This window comes from Sphingobacterium humi (assembly GCF_009768885.1).
In the GTDB taxonomy this organism is placed as follows: domain Bacteria; phylum Bacteroidota; class Bacteroidia; order Sphingobacteriales; family Sphingobacteriaceae; genus Sphingobacterium; species Sphingobacterium humi.
On record NZ_WSQA01000006.1, the window covers coordinates 13,701 to 40,668 of the forward strand.

25 protein-coding genes and 1 tRNA gene are annotated in these 26,968 nt (G+C 41.7%); 2 read left to right on the forward strand and 24 right to left on the reverse strand.

Annotation, left to right across the window (positions count from 1 at the left end; translation table 11 throughout):
- Positions 1-2 precede the first annotated feature (2 nt).
- The 14 genes from GQF63_RS09290 to GQF63_RS09355 form a co-directional block, all read right to left on the reverse strand.
- Positions 3-380 (reverse strand): RidA family protein, encoded by a 378-nt coding sequence (locus GQF63_RS09290; RefSeq protein ID WP_160368958.1) that lies wholly within the window; start codon positions 378-380, stop codon positions 3-5.
- Between the two features lie 9 nt (positions 381-389).
- The gene (locus GQF63_RS09295) at positions 390-1,223 is read right to left on the reverse strand and encodes an amidohydrolase family protein (RefSeq protein WP_160368959.1); all 834 of its coding nucleotides are present in this window, start codon (positions 1,221-1,223) and stop codon (positions 390-392) included.
- A gap of 4 nt (positions 1,224-1,227) precedes the next feature.
- A complete protein-coding gene (locus tag GQF63_RS09300; RefSeq protein ID WP_160368960.1) occupies positions 1,228-2,451 on the reverse strand; it encodes a UxaA family hydrolase in 1,224 nt (407 codons plus the stop codon).
- Positions 2,432-2,725: a UxaA family hydrolase gene (locus tag GQF63_RS09305; RefSeq protein WP_160368961.1), complete on the reverse strand. Its 294-nt coding sequence runs from the start codon at positions 2,723-2,725 to the stop codon at positions 2,432-2,434. Before GQF63_RS09305 ends, GQF63_RS09300 begins: the two co-directional genes overlap by 20 nt.
- A 10-nt stretch (positions 2,726-2,735) precedes the next feature.
- Positions 2,736-3,947, reverse strand: a complete 1,212-nt coding sequence (gluP, locus tag GQF63_RS09310; RefSeq protein ID WP_160368962.1) for a glucose/galactose MFS transporter — start codon at positions 3,945-3,947, stop codon at positions 2,736-2,738.
- A 3-nt stretch (positions 3,948-3,950) separates the two neighbouring features.
- Positions 3,951-4,691, reverse strand: a complete 741-nt coding sequence (locus tag GQF63_RS09315) for a creatininase family protein (RefSeq protein ID WP_160368963.1) — start codon at positions 4,689-4,691, stop codon at positions 3,951-3,953.
- 23 nt (positions 4,692-4,714) lie between these two features.
- The gene (locus GQF63_RS09320; RefSeq protein WP_160368964.1) at positions 4,715-6,361 is read right to left on the reverse strand and encodes a RagB/SusD family nutrient uptake outer membrane protein; all 1,647 of its coding nucleotides are present in this window, start codon (positions 6,359-6,361) and stop codon (positions 4,715-4,717) included.
- 11 nt (positions 6,362-6,372) lie between these two features.
- Positions 6,373-9,339 (reverse strand): SusC/RagA family TonB-linked outer membrane protein, encoded by a 2,967-nt coding sequence (locus GQF63_RS09325; RefSeq protein ID WP_160368965.1) that lies wholly within the window; start codon positions 9,337-9,339, stop codon positions 6,373-6,375.
- Positions 9,313-9,398 (reverse strand) — tRNA-OTHER (locus GQF63_RS09330). The genes GQF63_RS09325 and GQF63_RS09330 overlap by 27 nt, the downstream gene beginning before the upstream one ends.
- A gap of 536 nt (positions 9,399-9,934) precedes the next feature.
- Positions 9,935-11,155 (reverse strand): FecR family protein, encoded by a 1,221-nt coding sequence (locus tag GQF63_RS09335; protein WP_160368966.1) that lies wholly within the window; start codon positions 11,153-11,155, stop codon positions 9,935-9,937.
- Between the two features lie 169 nt (positions 11,156-11,324).
- A complete protein-coding gene (locus GQF63_RS09340; RefSeq protein WP_160368967.1) occupies positions 11,325-12,440 on the reverse strand; it encodes an SGNH/GDSL hydrolase family protein in 1,116 nt (371 codons plus the stop codon).
- Positions 12,440-13,255 (reverse strand): 3-keto-disaccharide hydrolase, encoded by an 816-nt coding sequence (locus GQF63_RS09345; protein WP_160368968.1) that lies wholly within the window; start codon positions 13,253-13,255, stop codon positions 12,440-12,442. The genes GQF63_RS09340 and GQF63_RS09345 overlap by 1 nt, the downstream gene beginning before the upstream one ends.
- A gap of 59 nt (positions 13,256-13,314) precedes the next feature.
- Positions 13,315-15,801 carry a TonB-dependent receptor domain-containing protein gene (locus GQF63_RS09350; RefSeq protein ID WP_160368969.1) on the reverse strand — a complete coding sequence of 829 codons (2,487 nt, stop codon included), beginning with the start codon at positions 15,799-15,801 and terminating at the stop codon, positions 13,315-13,317.
- 93 nt (positions 15,802-15,894) lie between these two features.
- Complete coding sequence (locus GQF63_RS09355; RefSeq protein WP_160368970.1) at positions 15,895-16,176, reverse strand: ATP-dependent Clp protease adaptor ClpS; 282 nt, start codon at positions 16,174-16,176, stop codon at positions 15,895-15,897.
- A gap of 68 nt (positions 16,177-16,244) precedes the next feature.
- On the opposite strand from GQF63_RS09355, the gene GQF63_RS09360 reads away from it, so the two are divergent.
- On the forward strand, positions 16,245-17,291 hold the full coding sequence (locus GQF63_RS09360) for a 3-oxoacyl-ACP synthase III family protein (RefSeq protein WP_160368971.1): 1,047 nt from the start codon (positions 16,245-16,247) through the stop codon (positions 17,289-17,291).
- A gap of 34 nt (positions 17,292-17,325) precedes the next feature.
- On the opposite strand, the gene GQF63_RS09365 is transcribed toward GQF63_RS09360, so the two are convergent.
- From GQF63_RS09365 to GQF63_RS09410, 10 genes are all read right to left on the reverse strand, one after another.
- Positions 17,326-18,006: a sterol desaturase family protein gene (locus tag GQF63_RS09365; protein ID WP_246163436.1), complete on the reverse strand. Its 681-nt coding sequence runs from the start codon at positions 18,004-18,006 to the stop codon at positions 17,326-17,328.
- A 238-nt stretch (positions 18,007-18,244) separates the two neighbouring features.
- On the reverse strand, positions 18,245-19,126 hold the full coding sequence (gene atpG / locus GQF63_RS09370) for an ATP synthase F1 subunit gamma (protein ID WP_160368972.1): 882 nt from the start codon (positions 19,124-19,126) through the stop codon (positions 18,245-18,247).
- A gap of 115 nt (positions 19,127-19,241) precedes the next feature.
- Positions 19,242-20,816, reverse strand: a complete 1,575-nt coding sequence (gene atpA, locus GQF63_RS09375) for a F0F1 ATP synthase subunit alpha (protein ID WP_160368973.1) — start codon at positions 20,814-20,816, stop codon at positions 19,242-19,244.
- A 52-nt stretch (positions 20,817-20,868) separates the two neighbouring features.
- The gene (locus tag GQF63_RS09380) at positions 20,869-21,411 is read right to left on the reverse strand and encodes a F0F1 ATP synthase subunit delta (protein ID WP_160368974.1); all 543 of its coding nucleotides are present in this window, start codon (positions 21,409-21,411) and stop codon (positions 20,869-20,871) included.
- 27 nt (positions 21,412-21,438) lie between these two features.
- Positions 21,439-21,939, reverse strand: coding sequence for a F0F1 ATP synthase subunit B (locus tag GQF63_RS09385; RefSeq protein WP_160368975.1), 501 nt, complete (start codon positions 21,937-21,939; stop codon positions 21,439-21,441).
- Positions 21,940-22,041: 102 nt separating this feature from the next.
- The gene (atpE, locus tag GQF63_RS09390) at positions 22,042-22,233 is read right to left on the reverse strand and encodes an ATP synthase F0 subunit C (protein ID WP_099367593.1); all 192 of its coding nucleotides are present in this window, start codon (positions 22,231-22,233) and stop codon (positions 22,042-22,044) included.
- A 38-nt stretch (positions 22,234-22,271) separates the two neighbouring features.
- Entirely contained in the window at positions 22,272-23,360 is a 1,089-nt protein-coding gene (atpB, locus tag GQF63_RS09395) for a F0F1 ATP synthase subunit A (protein ID WP_160368976.1), read from the reverse strand.
- A gap of 88 nt (positions 23,361-23,448) precedes the next feature.
- Positions 23,449-23,853: a hypothetical protein gene (locus GQF63_RS09400; protein WP_160368977.1), complete on the reverse strand. Its 405-nt coding sequence runs from the start codon at positions 23,851-23,853 to the stop codon at positions 23,449-23,451.
- Positions 23,846-24,073 (reverse strand): AtpZ/AtpI family protein, encoded by a 228-nt coding sequence (locus GQF63_RS09405; protein ID WP_246163439.1) that lies wholly within the window; start codon positions 24,071-24,073, stop codon positions 23,846-23,848. The genes GQF63_RS09400 and GQF63_RS09405 overlap by 8 nt, the downstream gene beginning before the upstream one ends.
- A gap of 39 nt (positions 24,074-24,112) precedes the next feature.
- Positions 24,113-26,329, reverse strand: a complete 2,217-nt coding sequence (locus GQF63_RS09410; protein WP_160368978.1) for a helix-turn-helix domain-containing protein — start codon at positions 26,327-26,329, stop codon at positions 24,113-24,115.
- Between the two features lie 111 nt (positions 26,330-26,440).
- Between GQF63_RS09410 and GQF63_RS09415 the strand changes: the two genes are divergently transcribed.
- On the forward strand, positions 26,441-26,947 hold the full coding sequence (locus tag GQF63_RS09415) for a cupin domain-containing protein (protein ID WP_160368979.1): 507 nt from the start codon (positions 26,441-26,443) through the stop codon (positions 26,945-26,947).
- Positions 26,948-26,968 lie beyond the last annotated feature (21 nt).

Genomic DNA, 26,968 nt, shown 5'->3' on the forward strand with positions numbered 1-26,968 from the left:
GGTTAAGGTTTTTTGGCAACACAATCTATTTCTACAAGAATCCCGCGCATAAGCACCGATTGGACGGTGGTTCTTGCCGGTTTTGTTCCAGGAAAATAAGCCGCATATACGCGGTTAAAGACATCAAAATCATGAATATCGGCTAGATGAACATTGCATTTTACAATATGTTCAAAACCTAGGTTTTCCTGTGCTAATATCAATCGGATATTTTCCATCGTCAGCTTTGTTTCTTCTACGATGTTACTCAACTTAAATTCTCCCGTAGCAACATCTACAGGCCCCTGACCACTGACATACATCCAGTTGTCTTCGAGAATAGCATCAGACAAAGGGAAAGAATGATTATCAAGACGTAAAGGGTGTTTAATACTTTTCATAGTTAAGGTTTAAAGGTTAATATTATAGAATTCCTGACAGGTTTTGCTCCAAATTTGAGCTTGTTCATCTGCTGAGAGTTTAACTATATGTTGGTTAATGATATCTATCACCGCGGGATATTCAGCTGCTACCTTGCAAACAGGCCAATCACTACCAAACATCAGTCGTTTTGGCCCGAATACTTCTAAACAGATATCTAGGGCTGCTGTGAAGTCCTCTTGTTTCCAATGATTCCAATCTGCTTCTGTTGAAAGTCCAACCAACTTGCAATACACATGATCCATCGATTGGAAAACTTTGATTTTTCGCTTCCAATCTTGGAGATCCTGCGTTTTAAAATTTGGCTTTGCAAGATGGTCAATCAGTAGTTTCTGTTGACTGTGCTTCTTACAAAACGTATAGGCAACATCCAGGTGCTTCGGGTAGATCAGTACATCATAGGTAAAATCGTATTTGGCGAGCGCTTCAATGCCTGCTGAAAAAGCAGGTTGGAGTAAAAAGTTCTGATCAGGTTCTGCTTGGACAATATGGCGAAAGCCTTTCATTAAAGGAAGGCTATTGTAATAGGACAACCGATCTTCCACTTTTGGCGACCTTAAATCAACCCAACCGACTACAGCTTTAAAAGCATCATGCTGGTTTGCTATTGCTAATAAAAAATCATTTTCCTGTTCACTTTGATCGGCTTGCACCAACACACCATGTGCTATTCCTGCAGTCTGCATCTGTGGAAGCAAATCTGTAGGCATAAAATCTTGCTGCAAGACTTTCATTTCCTCCGTTATCCAAGCGTCTTTTATCGGATGGTACTTCCAAAAGTGAATATGGCTATCTATCTTCATTGTGCTAAGCTAAACAGGATGGCCCTAAGGGTTCAAAAAACTTATAAGCTAAGGAAAATTCGAAATGGCCAAGCTGTTCGGCTTTCGTTTTCTCACCAGCAACTACCTGCTGGATTTTAGCAACTATTTCATTAGCAATATCATCCAAGCTGGCTTCATCTTGTAATATCTTTCCTGCATTGATGTCCATATTTTCTTCCATGCGGTAGTAATTTTCTGGATTTGCCATGATCTTAATCACTGGAGCTATTGCAGATCCAGCGACAGAGCCTCTACCCGTTGTGAAGAGCACACATTGTGCTCCAGAGGCGATCAACTCATTGATCTCGGAGATATCATTTGGATTGGGAAAGCCAAAGGTTGGCTTTCCATCAGGTACGATATCCATCAAGTATAAGCCCGGTACAGTTGGCTTATCTCCTGGCTTTAACAAACCTACAATGGGTGCTGATCCACTTTTACAATATGCACCGATCGACTTTTCTTCTAGGGTACTCAAACCACCTTCTGCATTGCCCGGGGCAAAACTACCATGCCCCATCGCTTCATAGAATGCAGCTGCTTTTTCAATCGTTCTTTTTAGTTCAATACCTAAATCAGATCGTGTGGCTCTTCTTTTTAAATCATCCTCTAGCCCGACCATCTCACCTGTATTTTCAAAAATGGTACTTGCTCCCAGGGAAACCAGCTTATCAAACGCAAGTCCTGCTGCGGGATTTGCCGTTATCCCACTGGTTGCGTCACTACCGCCTGAGACCACGCCTACAATAAGATCAGACCAGGTTAATGGAATTCGCGCACAAGACTTGATTTGATTTTGCACTTGTTGGATAAAGGCTTTACCTGCAGCAATTGCTTTCCCAGTTCCTCCGGTTTCCTGAATTCCGATTAATTTTACAGGTCGTTGCGTCGCCTGAACGGTTTCTAATAAGCCCTTTCCATTAAAACTTTCACATCCTAGAGATAACAACAACACCGCTCCAACATTTGCATGCGTGCATAATGCTTTCATCATCGTTTCAGCATATTTATTGGGATAGCATCCACTAAATCCTATTAAATGCACTTCCTGTTCATCAAATTGCTGGACGATTTTTTGAGCAACATGTCTTGCACATTCAACTAAATAGGCGACCAGCACAACATTGCGAATCCCCTTACCTCCATCCGGACGCAGATAGCCTAAACCAAGGCTTGGCACATCTGCTTTATTGGTTAAATCGATCATCTTTGGAATAGGTTGGTAAATAGTTACTTTTTAAATTATGAAGATGCACATGCTCTCCGATTTGAATCGCAATTGTCGCTGAACCTATAGGAAGACCAAACTTGAAAACCTGCTCACCTTTGGGAATATCGCAGGCCGCTAACTTATGTCCTCTCCCTAAATCGTAGGGCACAACAATCTGTTGTCCTTCAATTTCCAGGAGCTCCCCTTTCGTTAAAGGCACTTTAACAACGTATACATTGTCTTGCTCATTGATTTTAAACAACTTCTTCATCGCAATTAAATTAAGGTCTTAGTTTGCTTCCCCAAATGGCATAAAACAGGAGATACAAATAAGCAGGAATACAAATGATATAGGCAAGTTGGTGTCCATATCCATCGGCCATAAATCCGAATAACAAGGGCAATACAGCACCGCCAATAATTCCCATAACCAAAATGGAAGCCCCCTGTTTGGTAAATCTTCCTAAGTCAGACAATGCCAATGGGAAAATGGTTGGCCATAATAAGGAATTCGCAAAACCTAATGCTGCTACAAAGTAAATGGATATTCCTGCAGGCACAAATAATAGTACAAAGGTTATCATGATACCTAGAACTGTGCAAGCCACTAACCCTTGCCGCTGGGAGATGTATTTGGGAATAAAACTAACCCCACATAAATAACCCATTACCATCCCTAAGGTGGTATACCAGACATAATGCTCAGGATGATCTAAGCCCAGTACCTTGGCATAATCATTTATAGATCCTAGGGCTATTATCTCCACACCCACATCAAAGAAGATGGCCATTGCGCCTAAGTACAAATGTGGCATTTGAAAAATAGAAGACTTACTATTTCCATAAACCTGAAAGTCTAGATTAGTGCTTTGGGGCTCTTCAACTTCACCAGGTGCATTAATTTCTGGCAGTGGGGATAAGAAAACAAGAATACCCACCAAAATGGCTAGTCCAGCAATACTAAAGAAAGGGACTTCAATATGATCTAAATCTACATGCTGCAAATCTAAAAACAGGGCTAAAATAAACGATGCTCCGGCCAATGCCAGCTTATCGGCAATGCCCATAATGCTGATTCGTTTTGCTGCTGAAGAAGGTGGCCCTAATATCGTAACATAGGAATTAACCGAATCAGTGAGTAGGGTTTGAGCCATTCCTAATATAAATAAGGCGACAAGGAACATTGCAAAACTAGCCTTACTAGCGGAAAGAGCTACCAAACTAAAGCCAATAGCTAAAATCATAAATGAAGTACAAATGGACTTTTTATAGCCAATACGTTTGATAACGCGAGCTGAAGGGATAGCGAAGACGACATAGGCAGAAAAGGTAGCAGTCATAATTAGGTATGAAGTCGCAGTATTTAATGCAAATGCTTCCTGAACAAAGGGAATAAAATAAGCATTGATCCCAATAGAGAACCCCAATACAGCATACATAAAACCGATAATCAGCAGGTATAACCTGACATTTTTCACGGATAAGCTATTCATCTTTTACACCGTTAGTTTTTCTTTCAAATATTCCTTAATTCTTGATACAGCTTCCAGACCAAATTCCAAGGTAGCTTCTTTAGCAGATTTGGTGTACCATCTTTTCTCATCAAAATGATCCATATCAACCCCTTGCGGGCAAACTGCCATCATCAATGCTGTTTCCACTTTCCCTGCATGGTCTATTGGGAAATCCTTTTGAATAGCTTCCGATAATAAGGAATAAACTTGAATCCAATTAAAGGGGTTGTCACCATCCTGATGGCCTTCATAGTAATTTGCAGCATCTGCCTTACCCCACCAACCTTCTCCACGCTGTCGCTCTAAAAAATCAAACAAGGTTTGTCGAGCCGCCAGCTTGAAAGAAAGATCGGTAGGCATGCCTGCTGTAAAGTTTTCGCTTTGATGATGGACAATCACATGAATATTTCGGAAGCCTATGCGCAATAGGTTCATAAATAAAGCACTCCCAAACGGATGTAATATCTCGGGATGTATATGTACCGAACCTAGATCCTCTGGAGGTTCTACGGCATAGCTCGCTGCTCCATAATAAAACGCTGGTAATATGATGAATGGAACTTCCGATTCCAATTGACTCAAGATTTCAGTAATTACCAAAGTGTCTACGCCAGTGCATAAATGTTCACCATGATATTCTAATACGCCCAGGGGCAATACGACGGGGATATTGTCTGCAATAGCTTTCCGAATTTGTGTCGGTATCATCAATTCATATTTCATAGTAAAAGATTTAGATTAAACTATTACCAACCTGGATTCTGCGAAAGATTCCCATTTTTATCAATCTCACCTTGCGGAATAGGCATGAAGTACATTTTATTTTCAAATACAATTGGTGTCGCATCCACTTCATGATAAGCATAAGTGAAGGATCCATTCGCATGTTTCGTAATGATGGCACCATGATATTTCTTACCATTCAACAGCGTCTCAGCAAGTTTCCAGCGTCGTAAATCCCAATAGCGCTTCTTCTCAAAACAGAATTCAACATAGCGTTCATTCCGGATCAATTCTCGCATTTGTACTTTCGACAAGGAGCCAATCAGCAAGTCTCCTACAATTCCCGCTCTTTTTCGTAGCGTATTCAAGGCAGCATAAACAGAGGCATCCGGTGCGGAAAGGGCTTCATTTTGAGCCTCTGCATAATTCAACAGCACTTCCGCATAGCGTAACTCGATCCAAGGTTGGTCACTTCCGGTACTCCCTGTGTAAATGGTATTCTCCGGATTTGTAGCCTTTCTAGTGTAATAACTAGTGATGGTATTGTAAATCGTATTTTCCTTAGAAGCATCATAGTCACGTCCTCCTTGATACGACTCAATGGTTATTTCCTTTACCGGAGGACCACTTGTCGTACCTTTTACTTTAGAGCCGTTATAAGCTATAAAGGCATAAAATCGATCATCTCTACCTACATAAGGATTATTAGGGTCATAAGCAGAACCTGTTTCCTTAATTCCTTTTCCATTCTTCATCGGAAAGGCATCCACCAACTCCTGCAATGGAGAAAGCTGCCCAGCATTGTTATTAGCTAAAATAAGTGGTCTTAATCCGGCGTCCCAACTATGTTGTTTTTCCGGCAATTTATACTGGATTTCAAAAATAGATTCCACATGAGTCGCACCCTTATCTAGCCACAACTTATTTAGATCAGGATATAAACTATAACGATTCAAATCCATTACATCTTTATTCATTTTAGCTGCTTCAGCCCATAATGCATTGTTATTTCCATCATTATACAACGGGCTAGCAGCAAACAATAAAGCCCTACCTGCTAATGCCATGGCTGATCCTTGGGAAGCACGCCCTCGGGGAGCCGTAGCCGGAAGTTCATCCTTGGCTATCTTAAGTTCCGCAATAATAAACTCAAAAGTCTCTTTAGTGCTTGCTCTTTTAACCTGCAAATCGTCGGTTAAGGTTTGCGGACTGGTAATTAAAGGCACACCACCATAGCGTTTCACCATATCAAAATACAGAAAAGCTCTTAAGAAACGAACCTCACCTTTTAATCGCATTCGCGTATCTTCATCCAGGCTTGCTCCATCAATCTTCGCTAAGAATTCATTGGCACGACGTACCTGTTGATATGCCCAAAAATCTAAAGGATTATAGGTTTGGTCCCATTGCCCCCTTAATATCTGATTTGGCGCATCCCCTGTATAATTACAGCGGCCTTCATCGACAATATTATCCTGTGTATTCGAATATTCATAGCCAGGTCTATCGTTGTACATTTGGTTCACCAAAAGTTCAATGAGCTTAGCATCTGCCCACACATCATCCTCCGAAATGGCAGCAGGGTTTTTAGGATCTAGGAAGTCGGGCTCACAGGAGCTCAATCCTAGGGTAAGAAAAATAAATATGATGATATAATTATTGAATTTCATGACTTCTTAGTTTAAAATGAAAGCATTACACCTAAATTATAATTACGTTGTTGCGGGTAGTAGTTTCCAGCACCTGTAGCTGCTTCAGGATCCAACTCTTTAATTTGGCTCAAGGTGAAAAGGTTAAAGCCCGATACATAAACGCGCATTTTATTAACCTTGATTTTTTCTAACCAATCACCTGAGAAATTATAACCTACATCCAAAGATTTCAATCGCACATAACCCGCATTTCTTAACCAAAAGTTGGAATCCCGATTATTGATCGATCTAGAATCTACCCAAGCTAATGGATACTTGGCATCCTTGTTCTCTGCTGACCAAGAGTCGGTGAAATAGGAGAAATTATTACTTGATCCACCGTTCAAGTACATAACACGCCCACCAGCTGTCAGCATAATATTGCGTTGCGCTGCGCCCTGAAAGAAGAAGTTCAAATCAATATTTTTCCAGGATAAGGAACCGTTGATGCCGTACATAATTCGAGGTTCATTTCCATAATTGGCAATAATTTCCTGATCCTGAATGGTAATACTGCCATCCCCATCGATATCGGCATATTTAATATCGCCTGGCAAGCTCTGTAAGCCAAATTGTTTACCGCCATACCAGCTGTCTGCCTCTTCCTTGGATTGGAATAACCCCAAAGCCTCGTAACCTGCGCGATAGCCTATTGGTCGGTTAAGTTGTTTATTAAAGTCTAATGCGTTCGCCGGATCGTCAATCTGCGTTACGGTATTTGTAGCATAAGATCCGACTAAGCGTAGGTTGTATTTCCATTCGTTGAAACTATGTTGATGGCCAATCGTAAATTCAACCCCTTTGCTATTCACTTTGGCATAATTCTCATTTGGCAATTGTCTACCAAAGGTTCCAGGTACCGAACGGTCTTTGCTCCAAAGGATATCACGGGTTTTGCGATAGAAGTAATCCACCTCAACGTTTAGTAAAGAGTTCCACATGCTCCACTCTACTCCGACATTGGTGTTATCTTGTTTTTCCCAGGTAATGGTGGTATTCGGATATACCCCATAGCCTACTTGAGGGACTGCTTGCCCATTCACAATAGGCCCGGATCCTGTAATAATTGTATAACTTTCTAAAAATTGATAAGCTCCTACCCGATCATTACCGATCAAGCCTTTCGATGCCCGTAGTTTCAAGTTATTGATAAAGGCTAGGCTTTCATTATTCTTAAAGAAAGGCTCCTCGGAGATTCTCCAACCAGCAGAAACCGCAGGGAAGAACCCAAACCGGCTATCTTTCGGGAATCTATACGATCCATCGTGGCGAAAGGTTGCTTCAAATAAATATTTCCCAGCAAAAGCATAATTTACACGGCCAACTAAAGAGCGACGCGCATCATTAATATATCCACGACCATCAATGGATTGATTTTCTGGTCCACTAGCAAAGAACTCATCCTTGATGTTTGAAATAAAGTCCTCTTTACGCGCATTAAAGGTTTTTCCCTTAGCACCGTATTGTTCAAATAACAACAATCCTGATAAGGCATGCTGATTAAAATCACGCGCATAATTTAAGGAAATATTATAGGTTGTATTGGTGAGCGCATCAAATCCTTCATAAAGAGAAGTGCGGCTTCCCACCATCTTTTCATTCGTCACATTACCTTGTTCATCCTCATCATACATGGTATAAGGCATGGCAAAGCGTTTATTAAAATAATGCTGCTTATAATACGAGAAGTTTCCATTTAAAGCTAAGCCTTTAGTCAGTGCATCTAGTTTCTGATTAAAGAAAAGAGTTCCCTGGAATATATTATATTCTTGATCATTGTATCCGGAGTTTCGGATCATTTCCACAGGATGCGACCCGGTTGTATTGGCGGCTCTACCACTCGGATAATAGGCTTTTCTAGTTGGCGATACATTAATTACACGGTGAAAAATATCGGAAGCATCCCAGCTTGGGGCTTCAAATAATTCCTGTCTTCCTTCCAAGTTTAAACCTACTGTTAAGCTATTGGTAATGGATGCGTCAATATTCGAGCGGATGTTATAGCGTTTAAATCCAATATTATCGTAAATCCCACTTTGATTTAAATAGCCAAGGGATCCAAAATAACGAATCGATTCACTTCCACCTTGCATGGTTAGGTTATGTTGATTTTGAGGACTCTGGTCTTTAAAGGTTTCCGCATACCAATCGGTTCCATCTTTTTTAAACTTCTCCAATTCAGCATCAGTATAAAAATTATTTGCCTGCGCCGGATTAGAAGGATCATAGCCTTGATTCAAGAAAGCCTGGTTCCGAGTAACCCCATACTCATAAGCATTCATGAGTGTAGGATATTGGGTTGGTTCCTGAAGCCCTACCATTCCTGAATAGGTCAATAACGGTTTACCTACTTTTCCACGTTTGGTGGTAATCAGAATGACGCCATTAGCTGCCCGTGCCCCATACACTGCCGCAGCAGAAGCATCCTTCAAGACAGAAATACTTTCCACTTCATTCGGATCTATATTCCCAAAGCCATCAGATCGGATAATACCATCAACTACCACTAAAGGATTATTATCGTTCAAGGTACTTAAGCCCCTTACTCGAATTGTAGAACCATTTCCGGGTCTACCATCGTTATTTACTGATGATACGCCGGGCATACGACCACCAATAGCATTCGACAAGTTGTTTGTTGGTGTTCTTGCCACTTCTTCACCGCTCACTGTAGCTACTGATCCTGTTAAATTTATCTTCTTTTGAGTACCATAGCCTACCACCACCACTTCATCCAGGTCATCTACCATTTCCAAAAGTGTAATATTAATGGAGGTTCTATTATTCACAGGTATTTTCTGAGAGGCATAGCCCAATAAACTAAGCAGCAAAACTGGGTTTTGATTGGAATAATTCAAGGTAAAACTTCCTTGTGCATCGCTCATTGTCGCAGTAGAAGTGCCTTCCAACGCTACAGTTACACCTTCTAATGGTTCGCCTTGCTGGTTTCGAACCAAGCCACGAACAACCTTTTCTTGTAAGGCGTTTACCGCTGGCACAGAAGCCTTCAAGGCGGATTGACCTAGTAATCCGTGTAAAGGCTTAATCACTATAATATCGTCCTCCAGTTCCCAAGACACGTCTTTATGTTGCAGCAATAGGTCCATTGCACGATTTAAGGCTACAGCGCGTACGTCAATATCGACACGTAATTCCGCAAGCATCCGACCATTTAAGAAAAACTGCTTCCCTGTTTGCTCTTGAATACTCCGCATCGCCTCCACCAAGGAAATATCCTTTCCTTTTAGGGTTACTTGTTGTGCAAGCCCCCGTCCAGACACAGTGCAAATACTGAATAAGATTAATAAAGCAATTAATTTCATGGGTAATAAAATAGGCTTTACTAAAGGCCATAATCGACCTTTAACAATTAAATAAAAAATCATAATTTTAACTGGTTTAATTCGTGTTCATAAAAATTGGCTCTTCCAAAATCCAATCATTGAATCCATGGATTATTACTTGTCCAGATAGTGTTCCAGCACTATTTGGACTCTTTTTTTCCAGGATGCGTTGCCCCTTATGCTGAGGTCAGGAACGCTGCTTCAGTAGCTACTTGCGTACAATTAGCCGAAAGCGGTTATTTTCTTCTTCCATTCTGAATTTAACACCTCCTTTTTCTAATATTTTTAATACAGTTGATAATTTATTGGTTCTATTTATTGCAGCATAGAATTGGGTTTGGGGGATTTCCCCTTCATATTGAATATCGAAATCATACCAACGACTCAATATTTTTAGAGCTTGACTCAAATCAGTATTATTGAATACAAAGTGATTATCCTTCCAGCCTAACACTTCCTGCACTTGAACGGCTGCTTTTTTTATGTTTACCCGGCTGCTTTGCGCTTGCTCTCCTGGTTCCAAGAATAGCGAGGAAGCTGTATTTGCAGTATAATGTACTTTCACCTTGCCATGCACAAGGGTTGTTTTTTCCAATTCGTCTTCGGCATAGGCTTCTATATTAAAAGCAGTGCCGATTACTTCCACGGTCTGCTTTTGTGTTTTAATATAAAAGGGTGTTCGTATCTGTGTATTCCCATTGCTGGCAAGATGTGTTTTAGCCGCCACTTCAAAGTAGGCCTCTCCTTTTAATTCTACGATTCGCTCTTTGGCAGAAAACAGCAAAGGATAGGTTAGTGTACTGCCAGCATTCAACCATACCTTAGACCCGTCTGAAAGCGCTAGTTGATAAGATGATCCTTTTGGAACCTCAAGAGTTGCCATTTTAACAGCTTTCAAGTTCGCTTCACTGCCCAGCGCTGAGCCATCTGCATAGGTCAAGTTTTCCCCGACTTGCAGACCTACTTTTGCAGGATCTAATTCTAAGGAACTACCATCGTCTAAATGTAATACGGCCCGCGAAGAAGGGGCATTAATTTCATGAACAATACGAATATTTGAATCCCTATTCAGATAACTATAGGTAATAAACAATGTAGAGAACATACCGACCAATAGTACGGTAGCTGCAATTTTTAAAAAGCGATAACTTTTTCTACTTGAAATAGGTACAATGTGTTTAGTTGCATTAATTTTCTGGTGCGTACGATGAATTAAGCTCACTTCCCAAGCTTGTTCATCTTTTTGTTGCAACTCCAACTTCCGGAGTAGGTCCTCCCATAAGCTGGCATCATCCTGAACCTTATCTAGCACTTGATGAATTTGAGGATAACGTGCCGTCAAATCCGCTAAGGTTGCAGCTTCAGTTTCTGAAATACTACCATCCATTTGCTTCTTCAGAAGCACGAGAAGTTCATCAAGATTATACATTGGTTATTTGCAATTTCTCTAGAAACGGGAAAACAAGCGAAACCTTAGTAGAAAATTGATTTTTTTTTAAAATATTTTTAAAATTATATACACCCTTCCCCCCTCCACCCAAAAAAAATCCCCTTCAGCACTTCGCCAAAGGGGATTCCCATTTCCATATTTTCTATCCTTATTTCAACAAAGGTTTTAGCACTTTGGTATAAGCATCAGAAATTTTCTTCATGCCGATGTCATTAGGATGCGCATAATCAACGGTACAGTCGATATCAAAGCCGATATCCTGGCTCGACACCCAATACAAGTTCTTATCGCCTTTGGCTTTCAGTTCCTTGAAGGTCTCAAAAGCTACTACTGAAGAGTTGCCATATTCCGCCAGATTCGTTTTACTGATAATGCCGGGTACTTCACTAGAGCTATGTGCCATCAGCATAATTGGCGTTTTAGGATGTTTCTTACGTAAGGTACTCACTGCATTTACAATCAAATCCCGCAATTGCTCCTTCGAACGATCTTTGGATAAGGCCAAGTTAGGAATACAATCCAACAGGTAGGCCGATGCATCGATATCATTGATCAAGTCAATGATGGGTTGCTCCAGGCGACCATTTCCAGAAAAGGCCAAATTGATGACCTCCTGATTGAAGTTACGGCCAAACATATTGGTCCAACCTAAGCCTGGACGTGTCGCACAGGCACCTTGGGCAATGGAGGTTCCATAAACCACAATAGGCTTGCTCGGCGTATTAATAAATTTAAAGGTCTTACCCTCTTCTACACCAATTTCCATCCAATCTACCGCATTGTACAAAGGTAAGTATAGACGATACTGATGTCCTTTTATGGGCTCAATCGCTAAGTTTTCGTAATCAAAGCTAATGGTGTCCGTAAATTTATACTTCCCAAAAGTCCATTTCCAAGTCAAAGGTTGCTCACCTTTGGCATATAAATCCACGCCACTCACACCTGTTGTTGGCATATGCGGCATATTTAAGCCATTACGAACTTTATAACGGATATGGATATTCGGTGAGTTGGTTTCAAATTCCACATAGATCCCGGCAGCCTGTTGTCCGAGGTACCAAACCGGCTCGCGAACATCTGCTTTTAAAGCTTTAGGAAGACGCGCAAAACCATCTTCCAACTTCAGCTGCTGTGCCCGACCGCGTAAGGCAGTTTCGGTTAACGGATTATGCCAGGCAAGCTGCTGTGCAAAACCAAACGTGGCAATAAATAAGAAAAGCGTGCTTAACAAGCCCACTTTCCCAAAAACTTTCCCCTTTCCCATTACAATACCTTTACCGTCACATTTCTTAACCAGATATCATCGCCATGGTCTTGGAATCCGATAACACCAGACTTAGACTTGCCTCCTACATTATTCAACAGCTCAAACGCCAATGGCCATTTCGCTTTGCTGAATTTACTGGTTTGCAACAGCTCCGTCCAAGATGGTGTCCAAAGGTCATATTCCACCACTTTCTCGTCATTTTGAAAATGCGTTACTTTCCCTTTATTCACCACAATCTTTGCACGGTTCCATTCACCAGCAGGAAAAGCATTCTGCGGTTTTGCAGGAATCATATCATATAAAGAAGCCGATTTACGGTTTCCATCTACGCCTTGTTTAGCATCCGGATGGTTCTGATTATCGAGTAATTGATATTCCGGAGAAGAGATATAGATAGGTTGGTTTTTAATTTCTTTGGCTAAGAAGAAAACACCCGAGTTACCGGCATGCGAAATCTTCCATTCAAATTCCAATTCAAAGTTTTTGAAATCGTGTGCAAAGATAATATCACCACCTTCAGGTTTTTGTACACCTGCTGGTGCTTTCGAGAACTTCAGGGTGCCATTATCGATAGACCACTTATTAGGCACATGAGCTTTGTTATAGCCACGCCAGCCGGTTAAGCTCGATCCGTCAAATAACACATAAGCCCCATTGGAGTTTTTACGAAAATCCTTCAGGCTAACTTTTGCCAGATTGTTTTCTTCGTATGCAGGTTGTACCTCGTTGGCACTTGTTGCAGATTTAGTGGCACATGAACTTACAGATAGGCCAATAACGCCAATAAGCACACACACAAAATTTCTTTTCATAGTTAAGAGTTGATTAATTCAAAGCTTAAATTTAAGGAAACAAATTGTAATGTCAAGACTTAATATTGTTGGCCTTCCATATCGCCCATATCGTTTGACTCGTTTTTACTCTTTTTACTCAAGTCTTGAATTCCAAAACGATACGAGAAGGATAAGGTCACCATGCGGCGCATCCAGCGATGCGAAAAATGGATCTGTTTATCCGGTAAGTAATTGTGCATCTCAAACTTACGGCTGTTAAATACATCACGCGCATTAAGCATCAGCGTCGCTCTATTCTTCAGCATTTCCTTTTTTATCGCGATATCCACACCTTTCATGGGTTCCATGCGTCCTTGCATGGTTTTCATCCCACTTCGATAATCTCCGCGCACCTGCGCCGAGAAAGTTGGTGTAAACTTCACATTCGTCGTTAAATTTCCATTCCAGTTTGCACTCTTGCGTTCTTCCAAACCTAAACCCGGTTTCGGTTGAAAATGGATCGCGGAAACATTCAGGTTTCCTGTAACATCCCACCAAGGAAAAATATTCACCTTCGAGATCAACTCAAATCCACCAACATTCATATCCGATGCATTTTCCCATTTCGCATAGGTGATATTGGTGCGGTCGCCAACGATATCTGCAATTAAGGAGTCGTTGTAAATAACAGGTTGCACCTCATCTTTAACCATTCTATAGAAAGCCGAGGCTACAAAATTCCATTTATCATAAAACTTAGAAAAGCTCAGTTCCGTAGCGTGAATATCTTCGGGCATCAGGTTCGGATTTCCCTGCATGAAGTTCTGCTCGTTAGACATATCGATAAAAGGATTCACCTGCCAGCCACGCGGGCGTTGCACCCGACGGGAATAACTCAACTGCACTTTATCGCTCTTTCCTTCGCCAACTGCATAACTTAAAAACACGCTAGGGTAAACCCTAAAATAATCCAATTTCCCTTTATCCATGGTCATTTGCGAAGGGTTAGTCCGGTCATATCCATAAATAGTCGTATTTAAGTTGGCTTGTTCGGCACGTAAGCCTACCTGCGCACCCCAACGGCTGCTCAGCTTACGTTGGTAATTAGCATATAAGGCATGCACGGTGCTGCTCATATCAAACTCATTGGATACGGTATAATCCGGTTTAAATTCCATGCTTAAGGTATCCATTAACTCCGAAAACTGGCTTTCATCCGCATAGCGCATGATACTGCGATACCCCGCCTCAAATTTATGGTCCTCCCCCAAAGGTAAAGTATAGTCCAACTGCAGGTTCCAGTTTTTACCCATTTCAGAGGTCGTATTCTTTCGTTTCAAATCCGCAATACCGTTTGCATAGGTTTGGTGGTAGTCGTTGGTTCCATCCTCTGTATCATAGCCGAAGGAAACATTGGCCATCAGCTCCTCCCCTTCGCGGGCAAAGCTGCGTTTATAGTCCAATTGGGCATCCACCCCAATATCATCTTCATGCTGTAAGGAATTCCGAAAACTGCTAGACCCTAATTTCGGCACATTCCAATACTGGTAATTAATCTCTCTGCCACGTTCATTGTCGCGTAAGCTTAAGTTTCCCGCCAAGCTTAAGGTATTTTTATCGTTGATATAATAATCTGTCCCTAAACGAACGGTGTGATTATAGCCCAAACGGGAGCTCACATCTTCATTTCTTGTCCGAGGGCTCACCCCTGTAATCTGCCCATTGATATATTCGGAGTTATCATTAAAGCCGTCTCCTTTAGTATTCCGTCTCGCGAAATTATAGCTACCAAAATAATTTACTTTTCCCGGTCGGTAATTTAACGTCACGCCGGCATTGGCATTTTCATAGGTTCCCCCCGAAACATTCACCGACCCGTTCAAACCCAAACGGGCATTCTTTTTAAGGATGATATTCACAATTCCCGACTGCCCTTCCGCGTCGTAACGAGCCGAGGGGTTGGTTATAATTTCCACCTTATCGATGGCCTCTGCGGGCAAGGATTGCAGGAAAGCGTTGATGTCCGAACCTGCCATGGCCGATTCTTTCCCATCCACTAGAATTCGAACCGAAGTCGATCCGCGCAGGCTGATGGCGCCATCCGATTCCACTTGTAGGGTCGGCACGTTGCCTAATAGGTCTTGGGCACTACCGCCAACACTCACCATACTTTGCGATACATCGAATACTTTTTTATCAATACCAATCTGTAAATCCGGAACGCGCCCTTGCACCACGACTTCAGCAATCTCTTCGCCTTCTTCTTGCAGGGTTAATTTACCGAGGTTCAGCACCTGGTTTGCCGTCAGGCTGATGTTGCCCTGGCTATAGGTTTTATGGCCTAAATAGGAGATTTGAAGGCGATAGGTACCAGCAGCGAGCCCTTCAAAACGGAATGCTCCGCTGGCACTAGTCTGCTGACCTTTAGGCGTGTTACTATTACCTGCAGGAATTAAACTGACGCTGGCCCCCACAGCCGCGCGCGTTCCGTCATGCTCGGAAACCGACCCATGAATAACGGCTTTTTGTGCAAATAAAATAAAGGGAAATAGGAAGGTGATTAATAGTATAGGTATCTTCAACATGTAATTCGTGTTAGCTGTATATAGCACAAATTTGCAGAATAATACCCTAAGTATTAGGTACGTAACTTTATTATTACGCTGTAGAACCAGCTTTTACTCAATACTGACAGAGAGTCCTTCAGACTTTAGGATCTTCCGGTAGATTTCCATTTCGGTATAGCTTCCTTCCAAAATGGCGCATTTCCCTTTGGTATGTACGGTCCATGCAATGCGGGATGCTTCTTCTTCGCCATATTGCAGGTAATGCATCAAACATTCGATCACATGATCAAAAGTATTGACATCATCGTTCCATAATATTAATCGATTGGACTCCTTGGTTACGGCTAGGATCTCTTCCAGGGTAAATGCTTCTGTTTCTACCTCAACGCTCATACCGCAAAAATAGCTTATTTTTCAAATAATTCCTTAATTTTGCCGAATTGTTTATTAATTATGACCCTATGTTTCAATCAAAAATAGCAGGATTGGGCTACTACGTCCCGAAGAACGTATATACCAATCAAGATATGACCCGCTTTATGGAAACCAGCGATGAGTGGATCCAAGAACGTACCGGCATTAAGGAACGTCGCTTTGCCGATCGCGTAGGTGAAACCACCACCAGCATGGCTGTAGAAGCTTCTAAAATCGCTATCGAACGTGCCAATACAACGGCAGAAGAAATAGATTTCATTATTTTTGCCACCCTTTCTCCGGACTATTACTTCCCGGGCTGTGGGGTTTTGTTACAACGGGAAATGGGCATGAAAGAAGTAGGCGCCTTGGATGTTCGCAATCAATGCTCAGGCTTTGTGTATGCCTTATCAATTGCCGACCAGTTTATCAAAACGGGTATGTATAAAAACATTTTAGTAGTAGGTTCCGAAAAGCATTCCTTTGCCTTGGATTTCTCGACCCGTGGGCGCGCTGTTTCCGTTATTTTTGGCGATGGTGCTGGTGCCGTTGTACTACAACCGACTACTGAAGCCGGAAAAGGGATTTTATCTACCCACCTACATTCCGATGGTGCTGACGCTGAAAAGCTAGCCATGTATTATCCGGGCGCTTCGGCAGGCTGCTATTTAGATGAAATGCCGAAATGGCCAGAACAAGAACTGGGCGGCATGCTCATGACGAAGGAAATGTTGGAAGATGGCTCTGCTTTCCCGTATATGGATGGTCAGGCGGTATTTAAGAAAGCGGTAGTGAAATTTCCAGAAGTTATTGGAGAAGCTTTAGCGAAGAATGAGTTGAAGACAAGCGATATCGATATGTTGATTCCACATCAGGCCAACCTGCGCATTTCCCAATTTGTGCAGAAAACATTAGGCCTGTCCGATGATCAGGTATTCAACAATATTCAAAAATATGGTAATACCACTGCAGCCTCCGTTCCTATTGCCTTATGCGAGGCGTGGGAAGAAGGTAAGATTAAAGATGGCGACCTAGTTTGTTTAGCGGCCTTTGGTGCCGGCTTTACCTGGGGTTCGGCCTTAATCCGTTGGTAAAACAAAAGGGCTGCTCTTAGGCAGCCCTTTCTTATTAAATCTTTTGCGGTAATTTTTCTTTTTCTACCGCGGTCTTGCTAGCCTTTGCGGCCTTTTTCTTTGGAAAACCAGAGTCAAAAATCGCATCCCACAGGCTGGAACTTACGCCAAATCCCTTTTCCGGATCCGAGTAATGGTGCAACATATGGTGATCTTTGATCCGTTTAAATAAACCGGATTTAAAATTCGCATGATGCATAGCATAATGGCATTCATCATAGATTAAATAACCCAATAAAAAGCCTCCAAAAAATGCAGCAAGGGTATATTCATTAAAAAACAAACTAAATAGCAGATAGATAATGGTCGCCATGGGAATGCTTGCCGATAATGGCATCACCAAGCGCAGGCGATCCTTTGGAAAATCATGGTGAACCCCATGAAAAATAAAATGTATCCGTTGTCCCCAGGCCGATTTAGGCTCAAAATGAAACACCCATCGGTGTAATACATATTCTGCCAGCGTCCAAAAGGCCAATCCGAACAAATAATAAGCAACGACAGTACCAACGGCAAGCTCGCCCGGTACCAGCGCCTTCCACACAAAATAAATAATCACAGGAACCCAGAATAGCAAAGGCACCGTAAAATGCACCTTTGTTAAAGATTCCAAAAAATCATTCTTAAACATCCTAGAGGATTCCGTGGAATTGGAAACATATAATTTCTTTGCCATATCCGAGTTTTATTATGCGCCGAATTCCAGGGAGAACCTAGCAATCGGAGCCAAAATTAGGGTAATTAATGTAGAACAAATGTAAGTATAAAAATGTTCGGGGGCACCCCATAAACTGATATTTTGACAATATTACGATAAAAGTCAAAACAATAGGATGAGGCAGATACCGAGCGGTTTAAAGCCAAAAAAAGCCGCTACAATAAGTAGCGGCTTTCCTTATACAAATACAATGTGCTTATCCATTGGAAAGGGCTGCAGCACCGGAAACAATCTCTGTTAACTCGGTTGTAATTGCAGCTTGACGAGCTTGGTTGTATGATAATTTCAACTGACGTAATAAGTCACCCGCGTTTTCGGTTGCTTTATCCATCGCTGTCATACGCGCCCCATGTTCAGAAGCATTGGAATCAAGAACTGCTTTAAACAGTTGAATCTTGATCGCTTTCGGAATCAACTCCTCAATAATCTTTTCTTTAGAAGGTTCGATAATATAATCTAACTCCGCGGCTACATCATTATTCTTTTCCTCAGGCAACAGAGGTAAGAGTTGCTCTGACGTTAAGATCTGCATAGCTGCGTTGCGGAATTGGTTGTAAACCACCTCAACACGGTCGATATGACCTTCCTTGAATTGCTCCATCACATAATCCGTCACCTTGGATACATTTTCAAAATCCAGGTTATTGAACAATTCATTGTGGTTACCAATTACATTAAAATTACGTCTGCTAAAGAAATCATGACCTCTTTTACCGATAGCAATAATACTAACATCGCCCCTAGCGAACTGATCGGCATATTTATTAGCGATCAAGGCATTGGCAGTTTTAATAGCATTCGCATTGAACGCCCCGGCCAATCCTCTGTTCGAGGTTACCACAATAATCAACACCTTAGTTGGGATACGATCTTGGGTATATGGCGAATTATTACCTTCTACAGATGCGGAAACTTGTGCTAAGATATCTCTAAGCTTGTTGGCATAGGGACGCAATTGCACAATAGCATTTGTCGCGCGCTTCAACTTAGCTGCCGAAACCATTTTCATGGCTTTGGTAATCTGCTGCGTCGAGCTGACTGAGGTAATACGATTTCTAACTTCTTTTAAGTTTGCCATAAATCTTATTTAGACTGTAAGCGGGGAGATTTGAGATGCATAAACGGATACATTCCTAAACAGAAATACTGCCGTCTGCCTATCTCAGACCTCTCCTCTCACATCTCTTATCTAATTAATATTTTGAAGCTAATTCTTTAGCTACTTTTTCTAACACGTCTGTTAACTCATCAGAGAATTTACCCGCTTTAAGCGCTGATAAAACTTCAGGATGACGTTGTTCTAGTTGCGTCAAATATTCTGCTTCGAACTCACGCACTTTATTTACCGGTACACTACGTAATAAACCTTTAGTACCTGCGTAAATAATCGCTACTTGTTTCTCTACAGAAACTGGAGAGTATTGACCTTGTTTCAAGATCTCTACGTTACGAACACCTTTATCTAATACGGCTTTGGTTGCTGCATCTAAATCCGAACCGAATTTCGCGAAAGCTTCCAACTCACGGTATTGAGCTTGGTCAAGTTTCAAGGTACCAGCTACTTTCTTCATCGATTTAATCTGCGCATTACCACCTACACGTGATACCGAGATACCTACGTTGATCGCTGGACGGATACCTGCGTTAAATAAGTTCGACTCCAAGAAAATCTGACCATCCGTAATGGAAATTACGTTGGTAGGGATATACGCTGATACGTCACCCGCTTGCGTTTCAATAATTGGAAGTGCTGTTAATGAACCACCACCTTTTACCAAATGCTTGATAGACTCTGGTAAGTCATTCATGTTACGCGCGATTTCATCGGAAGAGTTGATTTTCGCTGCACGCTCTAATAAACGAGAGTGAAGGTAGAATACGTCTCCTGGGTATGCCTCACGGCCTGGAGGACGTTTCAACAATAAAGACACCTCACGGTAAGCCACCGCTTGTTTCGACAAGTCATCATAAACGATCAAAGCCGGACGACCTGTATCGCGGAAGAACTCACCGATGGCAGCACCCGCCATTGGCGCGTAGAACTGCAAAGGCGCAGGATCTGCTGCAGAAGCCGCAACAACAACCGTGTAAGGCATTGCTCCGTTTTCCTCTAAGGTACGAACGATGTTCGCCACAGTAGAGTTCTTCTGTCCTACAGCAACATATATACAGAATACTGGTTGACCAGCATCATAAAATTCTTTTTGATTTAAGATGGTATCGATACATACCGCAGTTTTACCTGTCTGACGGTCACCGATTACCAACTCACGTTGGCCACGTCCAATTGGAATCATCGCGTCAATCGCTTTGATACCTGTTTGCAATGGCTCTGTTACCGGTTGACGGAAGATAACACCTGGCGCTTTACGCTCAATAGGCATCTCGTAAGTTTCCCCAGCAATAGGTCCTTTACCATCAATAGGCTGACCTAAGGTGTTCACCACACGTCCTAACATTCCTTCACCTACTTGTAGGGAAGCAATACGGTTAGTACGTTTGATCGTATCTCCTTCTTTAATTTCATCGGAAGAACCCAAGATTACAACACCCACGTTGTCTTCTTCTAAGTTCAATACAATACCTTGTAGTCCGTTAGCAAATTCAACCAACTCACCTGATTGAACTTTTGTTAAGCCGTAAACACGTGCAATACCATCACCCACCTGGAGTACGGTACCCACTTCTTCTAACTCGGCTTCTGACTTAAAGCCTGACAATTGCTCTCTAAGAATTGCCGAAACTTCATCTGGTCTTACCTCTATCATTGTTTAAATTCGTATAAGGGGTTTTTATTCTATTATTTCTTGTCTTCGAAGATTAGTTTAATCCTTCGAAATGTCTTTCTAGCTTCGCTAATTTACCATCGATACTGGTATCAATCTGTCTGTCGCCAACACGTACCACAAAGCCACCAATTAAAGATTTATCAACCTTATTGGTCAATAACACCTCTTTATTAATTTGTTGAGCAATGGTTGCACGTAGGGATTCCAAATTCGCCTCAGATAAAGGGCTTGCCGAAGTAACCTCAGCTTTTACAATGCCTTTTACCTCATTGTAGGCTGCAATAAACTCTTGCGCTGTTGCAAATACTAAATCAGCACGTCCTTTAGTCACCATAATACGGAAGAAATCCAAAATGGTAGAGTTTACTTTGCCTTGAAATAGGGCATTTAAAATACCTAATTTCTTATCTGTTTTAATGATTGGATTCTTTAAAACAGCTTGCAATTCCGCATTCGATTTAATTAAGGCAACAATGGCATCCATGTCTTCCTTAACGGCATCTAAGGTATTTTGCTCGTTAGACAAATCAATTAATGATTTGGCATATCGGGAAGCAACTTTGAAAACTGACATACGTTAATTCTAAATTTTAGTAAGCTATTAGTTTAATTTCACATCTTTCAACAAATCAGAAACTAAGGTTTCTTGTTTGCCTTGATCTTCAAACTCTTTGCTTAATACTTTACGAGCAATGTCTAAGGATAAGGAAGACACTTGGTTCTTCACTTCCGCTAGCGCTTTCAGCTTTTGATCTTCAATCTCACGTTTCGCTTGCTCGATGATTTTACTACCTTCTGCTTGTGCACTTTCTTTAGCCTCAGCAACGATCTTATCTTTTAATTCTTTGGCTTCTTTCAAAATCACATCGCGTTCCTCACGAGCTTCTTTCAATAACTGCTCGTTTTCATTGGTTAAGCGTGCCATCTCTAACTTGGCTTTCTCAGCCGAAGCTAAAGCATCAGAAATTCCTTTTTCGCGCTCTTCTAAAGCGTTTACAATAGGCTTCCAAGCAAACTTCCCTAAAATAAAGATAACTATCAATAAGATGATAAATTGCCAGAAGAAAAGACCGAAGGAAAAGTCGTGAATTAATGCGTCCATTTATGTATGTATAAAATATAAATTTTAAAGTTTGTTTTTTTGTTAAAACATAACTTGCAACCAACCGTTACAAGTTATGCTTTTAATTTTTGACCTTTGGGCTTATTTACCTAAGATTAAAGCACCGAATGCTAAACCTTCAACTAAGGCACCAATGATGATCATTGCAGTTTGAATTTTAGATGCTGCTTCTGGTTGACGTGCGATAGCTTCCATTGCAGAACCACCGATTTTACCTAAACCTAAACCTGCACCGATTACGATTAAACCTGCACCTACTAAATTTGGGATCATAATAATTATTATTTATATAATTTAACAAAAAAATTCAACTAGTGATGAGCGTGTTCTTCAACCGCCATACCGATAAATAGGGATGACAACATGGTGAAGATAAACGCCTGTAAAAACGCGACTAATAATTCCAAGAAGAATAATATCAAGGTCAATAACATCGACACCCCGATACTTCCAGGAACCGTTAATTGATGTTGGAATAAGTAAACAATCGCAATTAATCCCATTACTACCGAGTGACCTGCCGTAATGTTGGCAAACAAACGTAGCATCAAGGAAAATGGCTTAGTCAACATACCAAGCACCTCAATTGGCGCTAATACAAACTTGAAAGGAACCGGTACACCTGGCATCCAGAAGATGTGCTTCCAGTAGTCTTTGTTTCCTTTAAAGTTGGTGATAAAGAAGGTAAACAATGCTAAACATAACGTTACGGAGATATTACCAGTAACGTTTAAGCCTAGTGGTGTTAACCCTAAAATGTTCAAAGTAAAGATTAAGAAGAATACCGACAATAAGTACGGCATAAACTCTTTGTAACGATGTCCGATGTTCGGAACCGCCATTTCATCACGTACGTAAAGCACTAAAGGCTCTAACACACGGCCCATACCTGTAGGGATGGCATTCGGTCCTTTTTTATAGGTTTTCGCTAAGCTTAGGAAACCGATAAACAACAATACAGTCGTTAACATTAAGCCTACTACGCCTTTTGTAATGGAAAAATCCAAAGGTTTCTCGTTGGTAGGGTGATGTTTTTCATCGTAAGTGATGGTACCTGCAGCATCCGTTTTGTAGATTTTGCTGTGGTATAATTTGTAATAATTTCCGTTTTTCTCCACTACTTTCGCGCCGTATTCAAATTCTCCGGCAGAGAATACCTGCAAACCATTATCGATCAAAATAACAGGAAGAGGAAAACCATAATGCTTGCCAGACTCTTGGTGGCTAAAGAAAGTGAAGTAATAATCATCTTTCAAGTGATGATCAATGTGCTCCTTAATTTCTTGATCTTTAGTTTTTCCCTCATTTCCATGCGCTTCCTCAGCGGCAAATGAACGGAACGGGCTTACAGCGATAAATAATACTGCGATAAATAAAAGTACTCTCTTAAGACTCACCATTTTAAGTAGTGTTGAATTATGACAAAATTTGCGCAAAAATACATTTTTTTTTGGCATTAGTTCACATTTGTGAAAACTTTTTGAAAAATTACTTTTCCACAAGATTGATCTCTTTGTTGACCAGGCGGAAAGCGATGTACACGTCAAAAAACATGTACAGAAAGAATACCCCTAAGAAATTCAATTCAATAAAATTATTTTCCAATAAATTTAGGCCTGATTGAATAAAAATATAGCCTGCAATAGCCTTTAAACCCACACATCCCAAGAAGATGAAGCCCAAGTGTTTAGGCATGGCGAAGTCGGCGCCCACTAAAATAAATAGGATAACCAAAGAAGATATCGAACCGTATAAATACAGGCTGGTCAGGTTGTAGCCAGTTCCTATCCACCAGTGGTCTTGGTCATACATGTGAAGCACAAAATAATGCAGTCCATAGGCAATACCCGTCACCAGCACTAAGTAGATTAAGAATTCGATAATTTTATTCATTTTTATTTATATAGTTCACCTGCCTTATGAATTGATACATCGAAACCAAAACCCCTAGCATGGTCAGTCCTTTCATCCACCACTCGCCCTCTACAGCATAGCGGCCATCAAGCCAGGTTCCTAACCAGTAAAAAGCATAAATGGTCACACCCATTTGGAAGGGCATGGTGGTAAAAACCAGCCACTTATTGACTTTCTTATTGGATTTATCGTCTTTCAACAGGCTTCAATTTCAACAAATATAATTAAAAAACCGGGTCTAGGCCTTTCCATCTGCTAATTCCACATGCTTTTGCGCAATGCGGATGGCCGGATAATCTATCGTCGCCCCTAACATTGTCTTTAGCTCTAAGGTTGTGGCCTCCGGATTTTTATGAATCACTGTAACAATTTGCTCCAGCTCCTTTTCCGACATCAGGTCGGTAGCTTCCAGTTCTGTGCCCATAAAATTAATCAGGTGCCCATACACTGTTCCTACCACCATATTGCGCTTCTCGGCAATCTCGGCAATCTCCATCCCATCTTGAAACATCTCCAAGCTAATGGTTTTCGTGTCCTTCTCCTTGTCCGATTCGGCTTCCGCAGGAATATCGTCCTTCGGCTTGGTCCAGGTCAATAACTCCTCCCCCAACTCATTGCTCGACTTGGTCAAGGCTTCAGCAATGGTCAAACTATGTTTTAGCTGCTCAAACTTGCGCTTAAAATCTAACAGCAAGCTCTTCAGTTGGGTACTGTATTTTTTGGTTCTTTTCTTTACTTTCCAGGCCTCTAGGTGTTCTTCCAAAGCCAACAGGCACTTCTGCTCAAAGGCGGGCAAAAACCAGTTCACGGCAGCTTTAGAGCGTTCGCAAATCAAATCGTAATCAATTTCCTCCCGCTTGCTCAATAAACCATGCAACTGCGTCATAAATTTATTGGCCACCTGTTCCTGCGTTTTCAACTCGCTCAATATTCCTTGCAGGCAGGCCACGGCCTCTTCCTTTTGCTCCATTTTCTTGCCTTGCACTTCCTCCAGCAGCTTCTCCAATTCATCCCGTAGGCCATGCCAACGAAAACTATGCAATAAAATCTGCCCCAGGTAGTTCTGCCGGCTTTTCTGCAAGATATCATCCAGCTCATCTTTGGCGGCAATCTGCTTCATAAAGTTGACCACCTGATGGTCCGTACGAATAGCAAAGGAGGATATTTTAGAGCGCAGCACTAGGCCTTCCAAGCCCGTCAACCTACTTAAAGCCACATACACTTGCCCTGCTGCAAAAGAAGTCCCTGCATCAATAATCGCTTTATCAAAGGTCAAGCCCTGACTTTTATGAATGGTAATGGCCCAGGCCAATCGCAATGGGAATTGCGAAAAGGTACCTAATACCTGTTCTTCAATTTTATCATCACCCTTATTGTACGAATAGCGGATGTTTTCCCAGGTTTCCCGTTTCACGACCACATCCTCTTCACCATTCGGAAAAGAAACAATAATCTGATGCTTGGGCAGGTTTATCTCCTTTACCGTTCCGATTTTCCCGTTAAAATAGCGACGATCTTCCCCTGTATCGTTTTTGATAAACATCACTTGGGCTCCTTCGCGTAAGCTCAACGTATCATCGGCCGGAAAGATGGATTGCTGAAAATCATCTTTGATAATGGATTTAATCTGGTGCATCTTCGTTTCCAGGCTCATCAGCTTCTCCTGATTGATTTGATCGGCCAAGCGGTTATGCGAGGTCAGGGTGATGTATTGCTCGCCCTGGGGCGCCACAAAATCTGGCTGATAATGGGCATTTAGCTTCTCCAGATCCTCGGCAGTGGTTTCATTATTCCGAATGCCGTTCAGCACCGAAATAAATGCATCATCCTGCTGTCTATAGATTTTCTGCAATTCAATGAGGATGGGCGGCTGTTGTTTGAACACCTTGGCATCAAAGAAAAATACTGAGCTGTAATAGTCTTTTAAGACCTGCCACTCCCGATCTTGCACCACAGGTGGCAACTGATAGAGGTCGCCGATAAAGAGCACCTGCACTCCACCAAAAGGCCGCATATCGCGACGCACGCTTTTCAAGATCACATCAATAGCGTCCAAAGTATCGGCACGCACCATGGAAACCTCATCAATAACCAGCAATTCCAGCTCTTGCAAGATGGCACGGCGCTGCTTGGTCAGTTTAATGGTGCTAAATAAGCGATGTTTATTGTAGATAAACTGATCCCGATCTTCCCATTGCAGGGGATGATCTTCGACAAATACCCCGAAAGGTAGCCAAAATAAGGCGTGCAGGGTAGTTCCCCCCGCATTCATGGCCGCCACACCTGTAGGTGCCGTAATCGCCATTTTCTTGTAGCTATGCTTGCGTATAAACTTCAAGAAAGTGGTTTTCCCCGTCCCGGCTTTCCCGGTAAGAAAGATAGGTTGTTGGGTTTGATTAACAAAGGCAACAGCTTGGGCAAAAATATCGTTTTGGGTATCAAAAGCTTCAGACATACAACAGCAAATTTACGCTGCAAATATACGGGAAATCATATTAAGGGCTTTTTAAATCCTTGTATTAATTCAAAAGATATATTATCTTCACCAATGTAAACATACATAACCATGGCATATATTGATAAAAATGATTTGTTCCAAGAAATAGAAGCAAAATTAACCGACAAAGGCTTTAAGATTGAAAGTGTAGATCAAAATAGACCTTGGGGCGGATTTTTTGTCATCAATGAGGACCAAGCACAGGAGTTTGCCAATGCATACTTCGAGGGATTAGATGTTCAAGACCTTAAAATCTCAGGTAAGTTAAGTCCGAAAATATTAATCGTAGGGCCTAATAAACGCTTATCTTGGCAATACCACCACCGCCGTGCAGAAATATGGCGCGTGATCCGTGGCGAAGTAGGGGTAGTAACCAGCCCGAACGATGAAGAACATGAATTAAAAATCTTGAAAGAAGGCGATTCTATCCGCCTGAGCCAAGGCGAAAGACACCGCTTAGTAGGTATGGAATCCTATGGCGTAGTCGCTGAAATTTGGCAACATACCGACTCGAGTAACCCATCTGACGAGGATGATATCGTCCGCGTACAAGACGACTTCGGTAGAGGAGAATAAAAAATTGTAATAAGAAATTTT

Coding starts and splice junctions, on each gene's coding strand:
- GQF63_RS09290 (WP_160368958.1), bottom strand. CDS start 380: ATGAAAAGTATTAAACACCCTTTACGTCTTGATAATCATTCTTTCCCT.
- GQF63_RS09295 (WP_160368959.1), bottom strand. CDS start 1,223: ATGAAGATAGATAGCCATATTCACTTTTGGAAGTACCATCCGATAAAA.
- GQF63_RS09300 (WP_160368960.1), bottom strand. CDS start 2,451: ATGATCGATTTAACCAATAAAGCAGATGTGCCAAGCCTTGGTTTAGGC.
- GQF63_RS09305 (WP_160368961.1), bottom strand. CDS start 2,725: ATGAAGAAGTTGTTTAAAATCAATGAGCAAGACAATGTATACGTTGTT.
- gluP (WP_160368962.1), bottom strand. CDS start 3,947: ATGAATAGCTTATCCGTGAAAAATGTCAGGTTATACCTGCTGATTATC.
- GQF63_RS09315 (WP_160368963.1), bottom strand. CDS start 4,691: ATGAAATATGAATTGATGATACCGACACAAATTCGGAAAGCTATTGCA.
- GQF63_RS09320 (WP_160368964.1), bottom strand. CDS start 6,361: ATGAAATTCAATAATTATATCATCATATTTATTTTTCTTACCCTAGGA.
- GQF63_RS09335 (WP_160368966.1), bottom strand. CDS start 11,155: ATGTATAATCTTGATGAACTTCTCGTGCTTCTGAAGAAGCAAATGGAT.
- GQF63_RS09340 (WP_160368967.1), bottom strand. CDS start 12,440: ATGGGAAAGGGGAAAGTTTTTGGGAAAGTGGGCTTGTTAAGCACGCTT.
- GQF63_RS09345 (WP_160368968.1), bottom strand. CDS start 13,255: ATGAAAAGAAATTTTGTGTGTGTGCTTATTGGCGTTATTGGCCTATCT.
- GQF63_RS09350 (WP_160368969.1), bottom strand. CDS start 15,801: ATGTTGAAGATACCTATACTATTAATCACCTTCCTATTTCCCTTTATT.
- GQF63_RS09355 (WP_160368970.1), bottom strand. CDS start 16,176: ATGAGCGTTGAGGTAGAAACAGAAGCATTTACCCTGGAAGAGATCCTA.
- GQF63_RS09360 (WP_160368971.1), top strand. CDS start 16,245: ATGTTTCAATCAAAAATAGCAGGATTGGGCTACTACGTCCCGAAGAAC.
- GQF63_RS09365 (WP_246163436.1), bottom strand. CDS start 18,006: ATGGCAAAGAAATTATATGTTTCCAATTCCACGGAATCCTCTAGGATG.
- atpG (WP_160368972.1), bottom strand. CDS start 19,126: ATGGCAAACTTAAAAGAAGTTAGAAATCGTATTACCTCAGTCAGCTCG.
- atpA (WP_160368973.1), bottom strand. CDS start 20,816: ATGATAGAGGTAAGACCAGATGAAGTTTCGGCAATTCTTAGAGAGCAA.
- GQF63_RS09380 (WP_160368974.1), bottom strand. CDS start 21,411: ATGTCAGTTTTCAAAGTTGCTTCCCGATATGCCAAATCATTAATTGAT.
- GQF63_RS09385 (WP_160368975.1), bottom strand. CDS start 21,939: ATGGACGCATTAATTCACGACTTTTCCTTCGGTCTTTTCTTCTGGCAA.
- atpE (WP_099367593.1), bottom strand. CDS start 22,233: ATGATCCCAAATTTAGTAGGTGCAGGTTTAATCGTAATCGGTGCAGGT.
- atpB (WP_160368976.1), bottom strand. CDS start 23,360: ATGGTGAGTCTTAAGAGAGTACTTTTATTTATCGCAGTATTATTTATC.
- GQF63_RS09400 (WP_160368977.1), bottom strand. CDS start 23,853: ATGAATAAAATTATCGAATTCTTAATCTACTTAGTGCTGGTGACGGGT.
- GQF63_RS09410 (WP_160368978.1), bottom strand. CDS start 26,329: ATGTCTGAAGCTTTTGATACCCAAAACGATATTTTTGCCCAAGCTGTT.
- GQF63_RS09415 (WP_160368979.1), top strand. CDS start 26,441: ATGGCATATATTGATAAAAATGATTTGTTCCAAGAAATAGAAGCAAAA.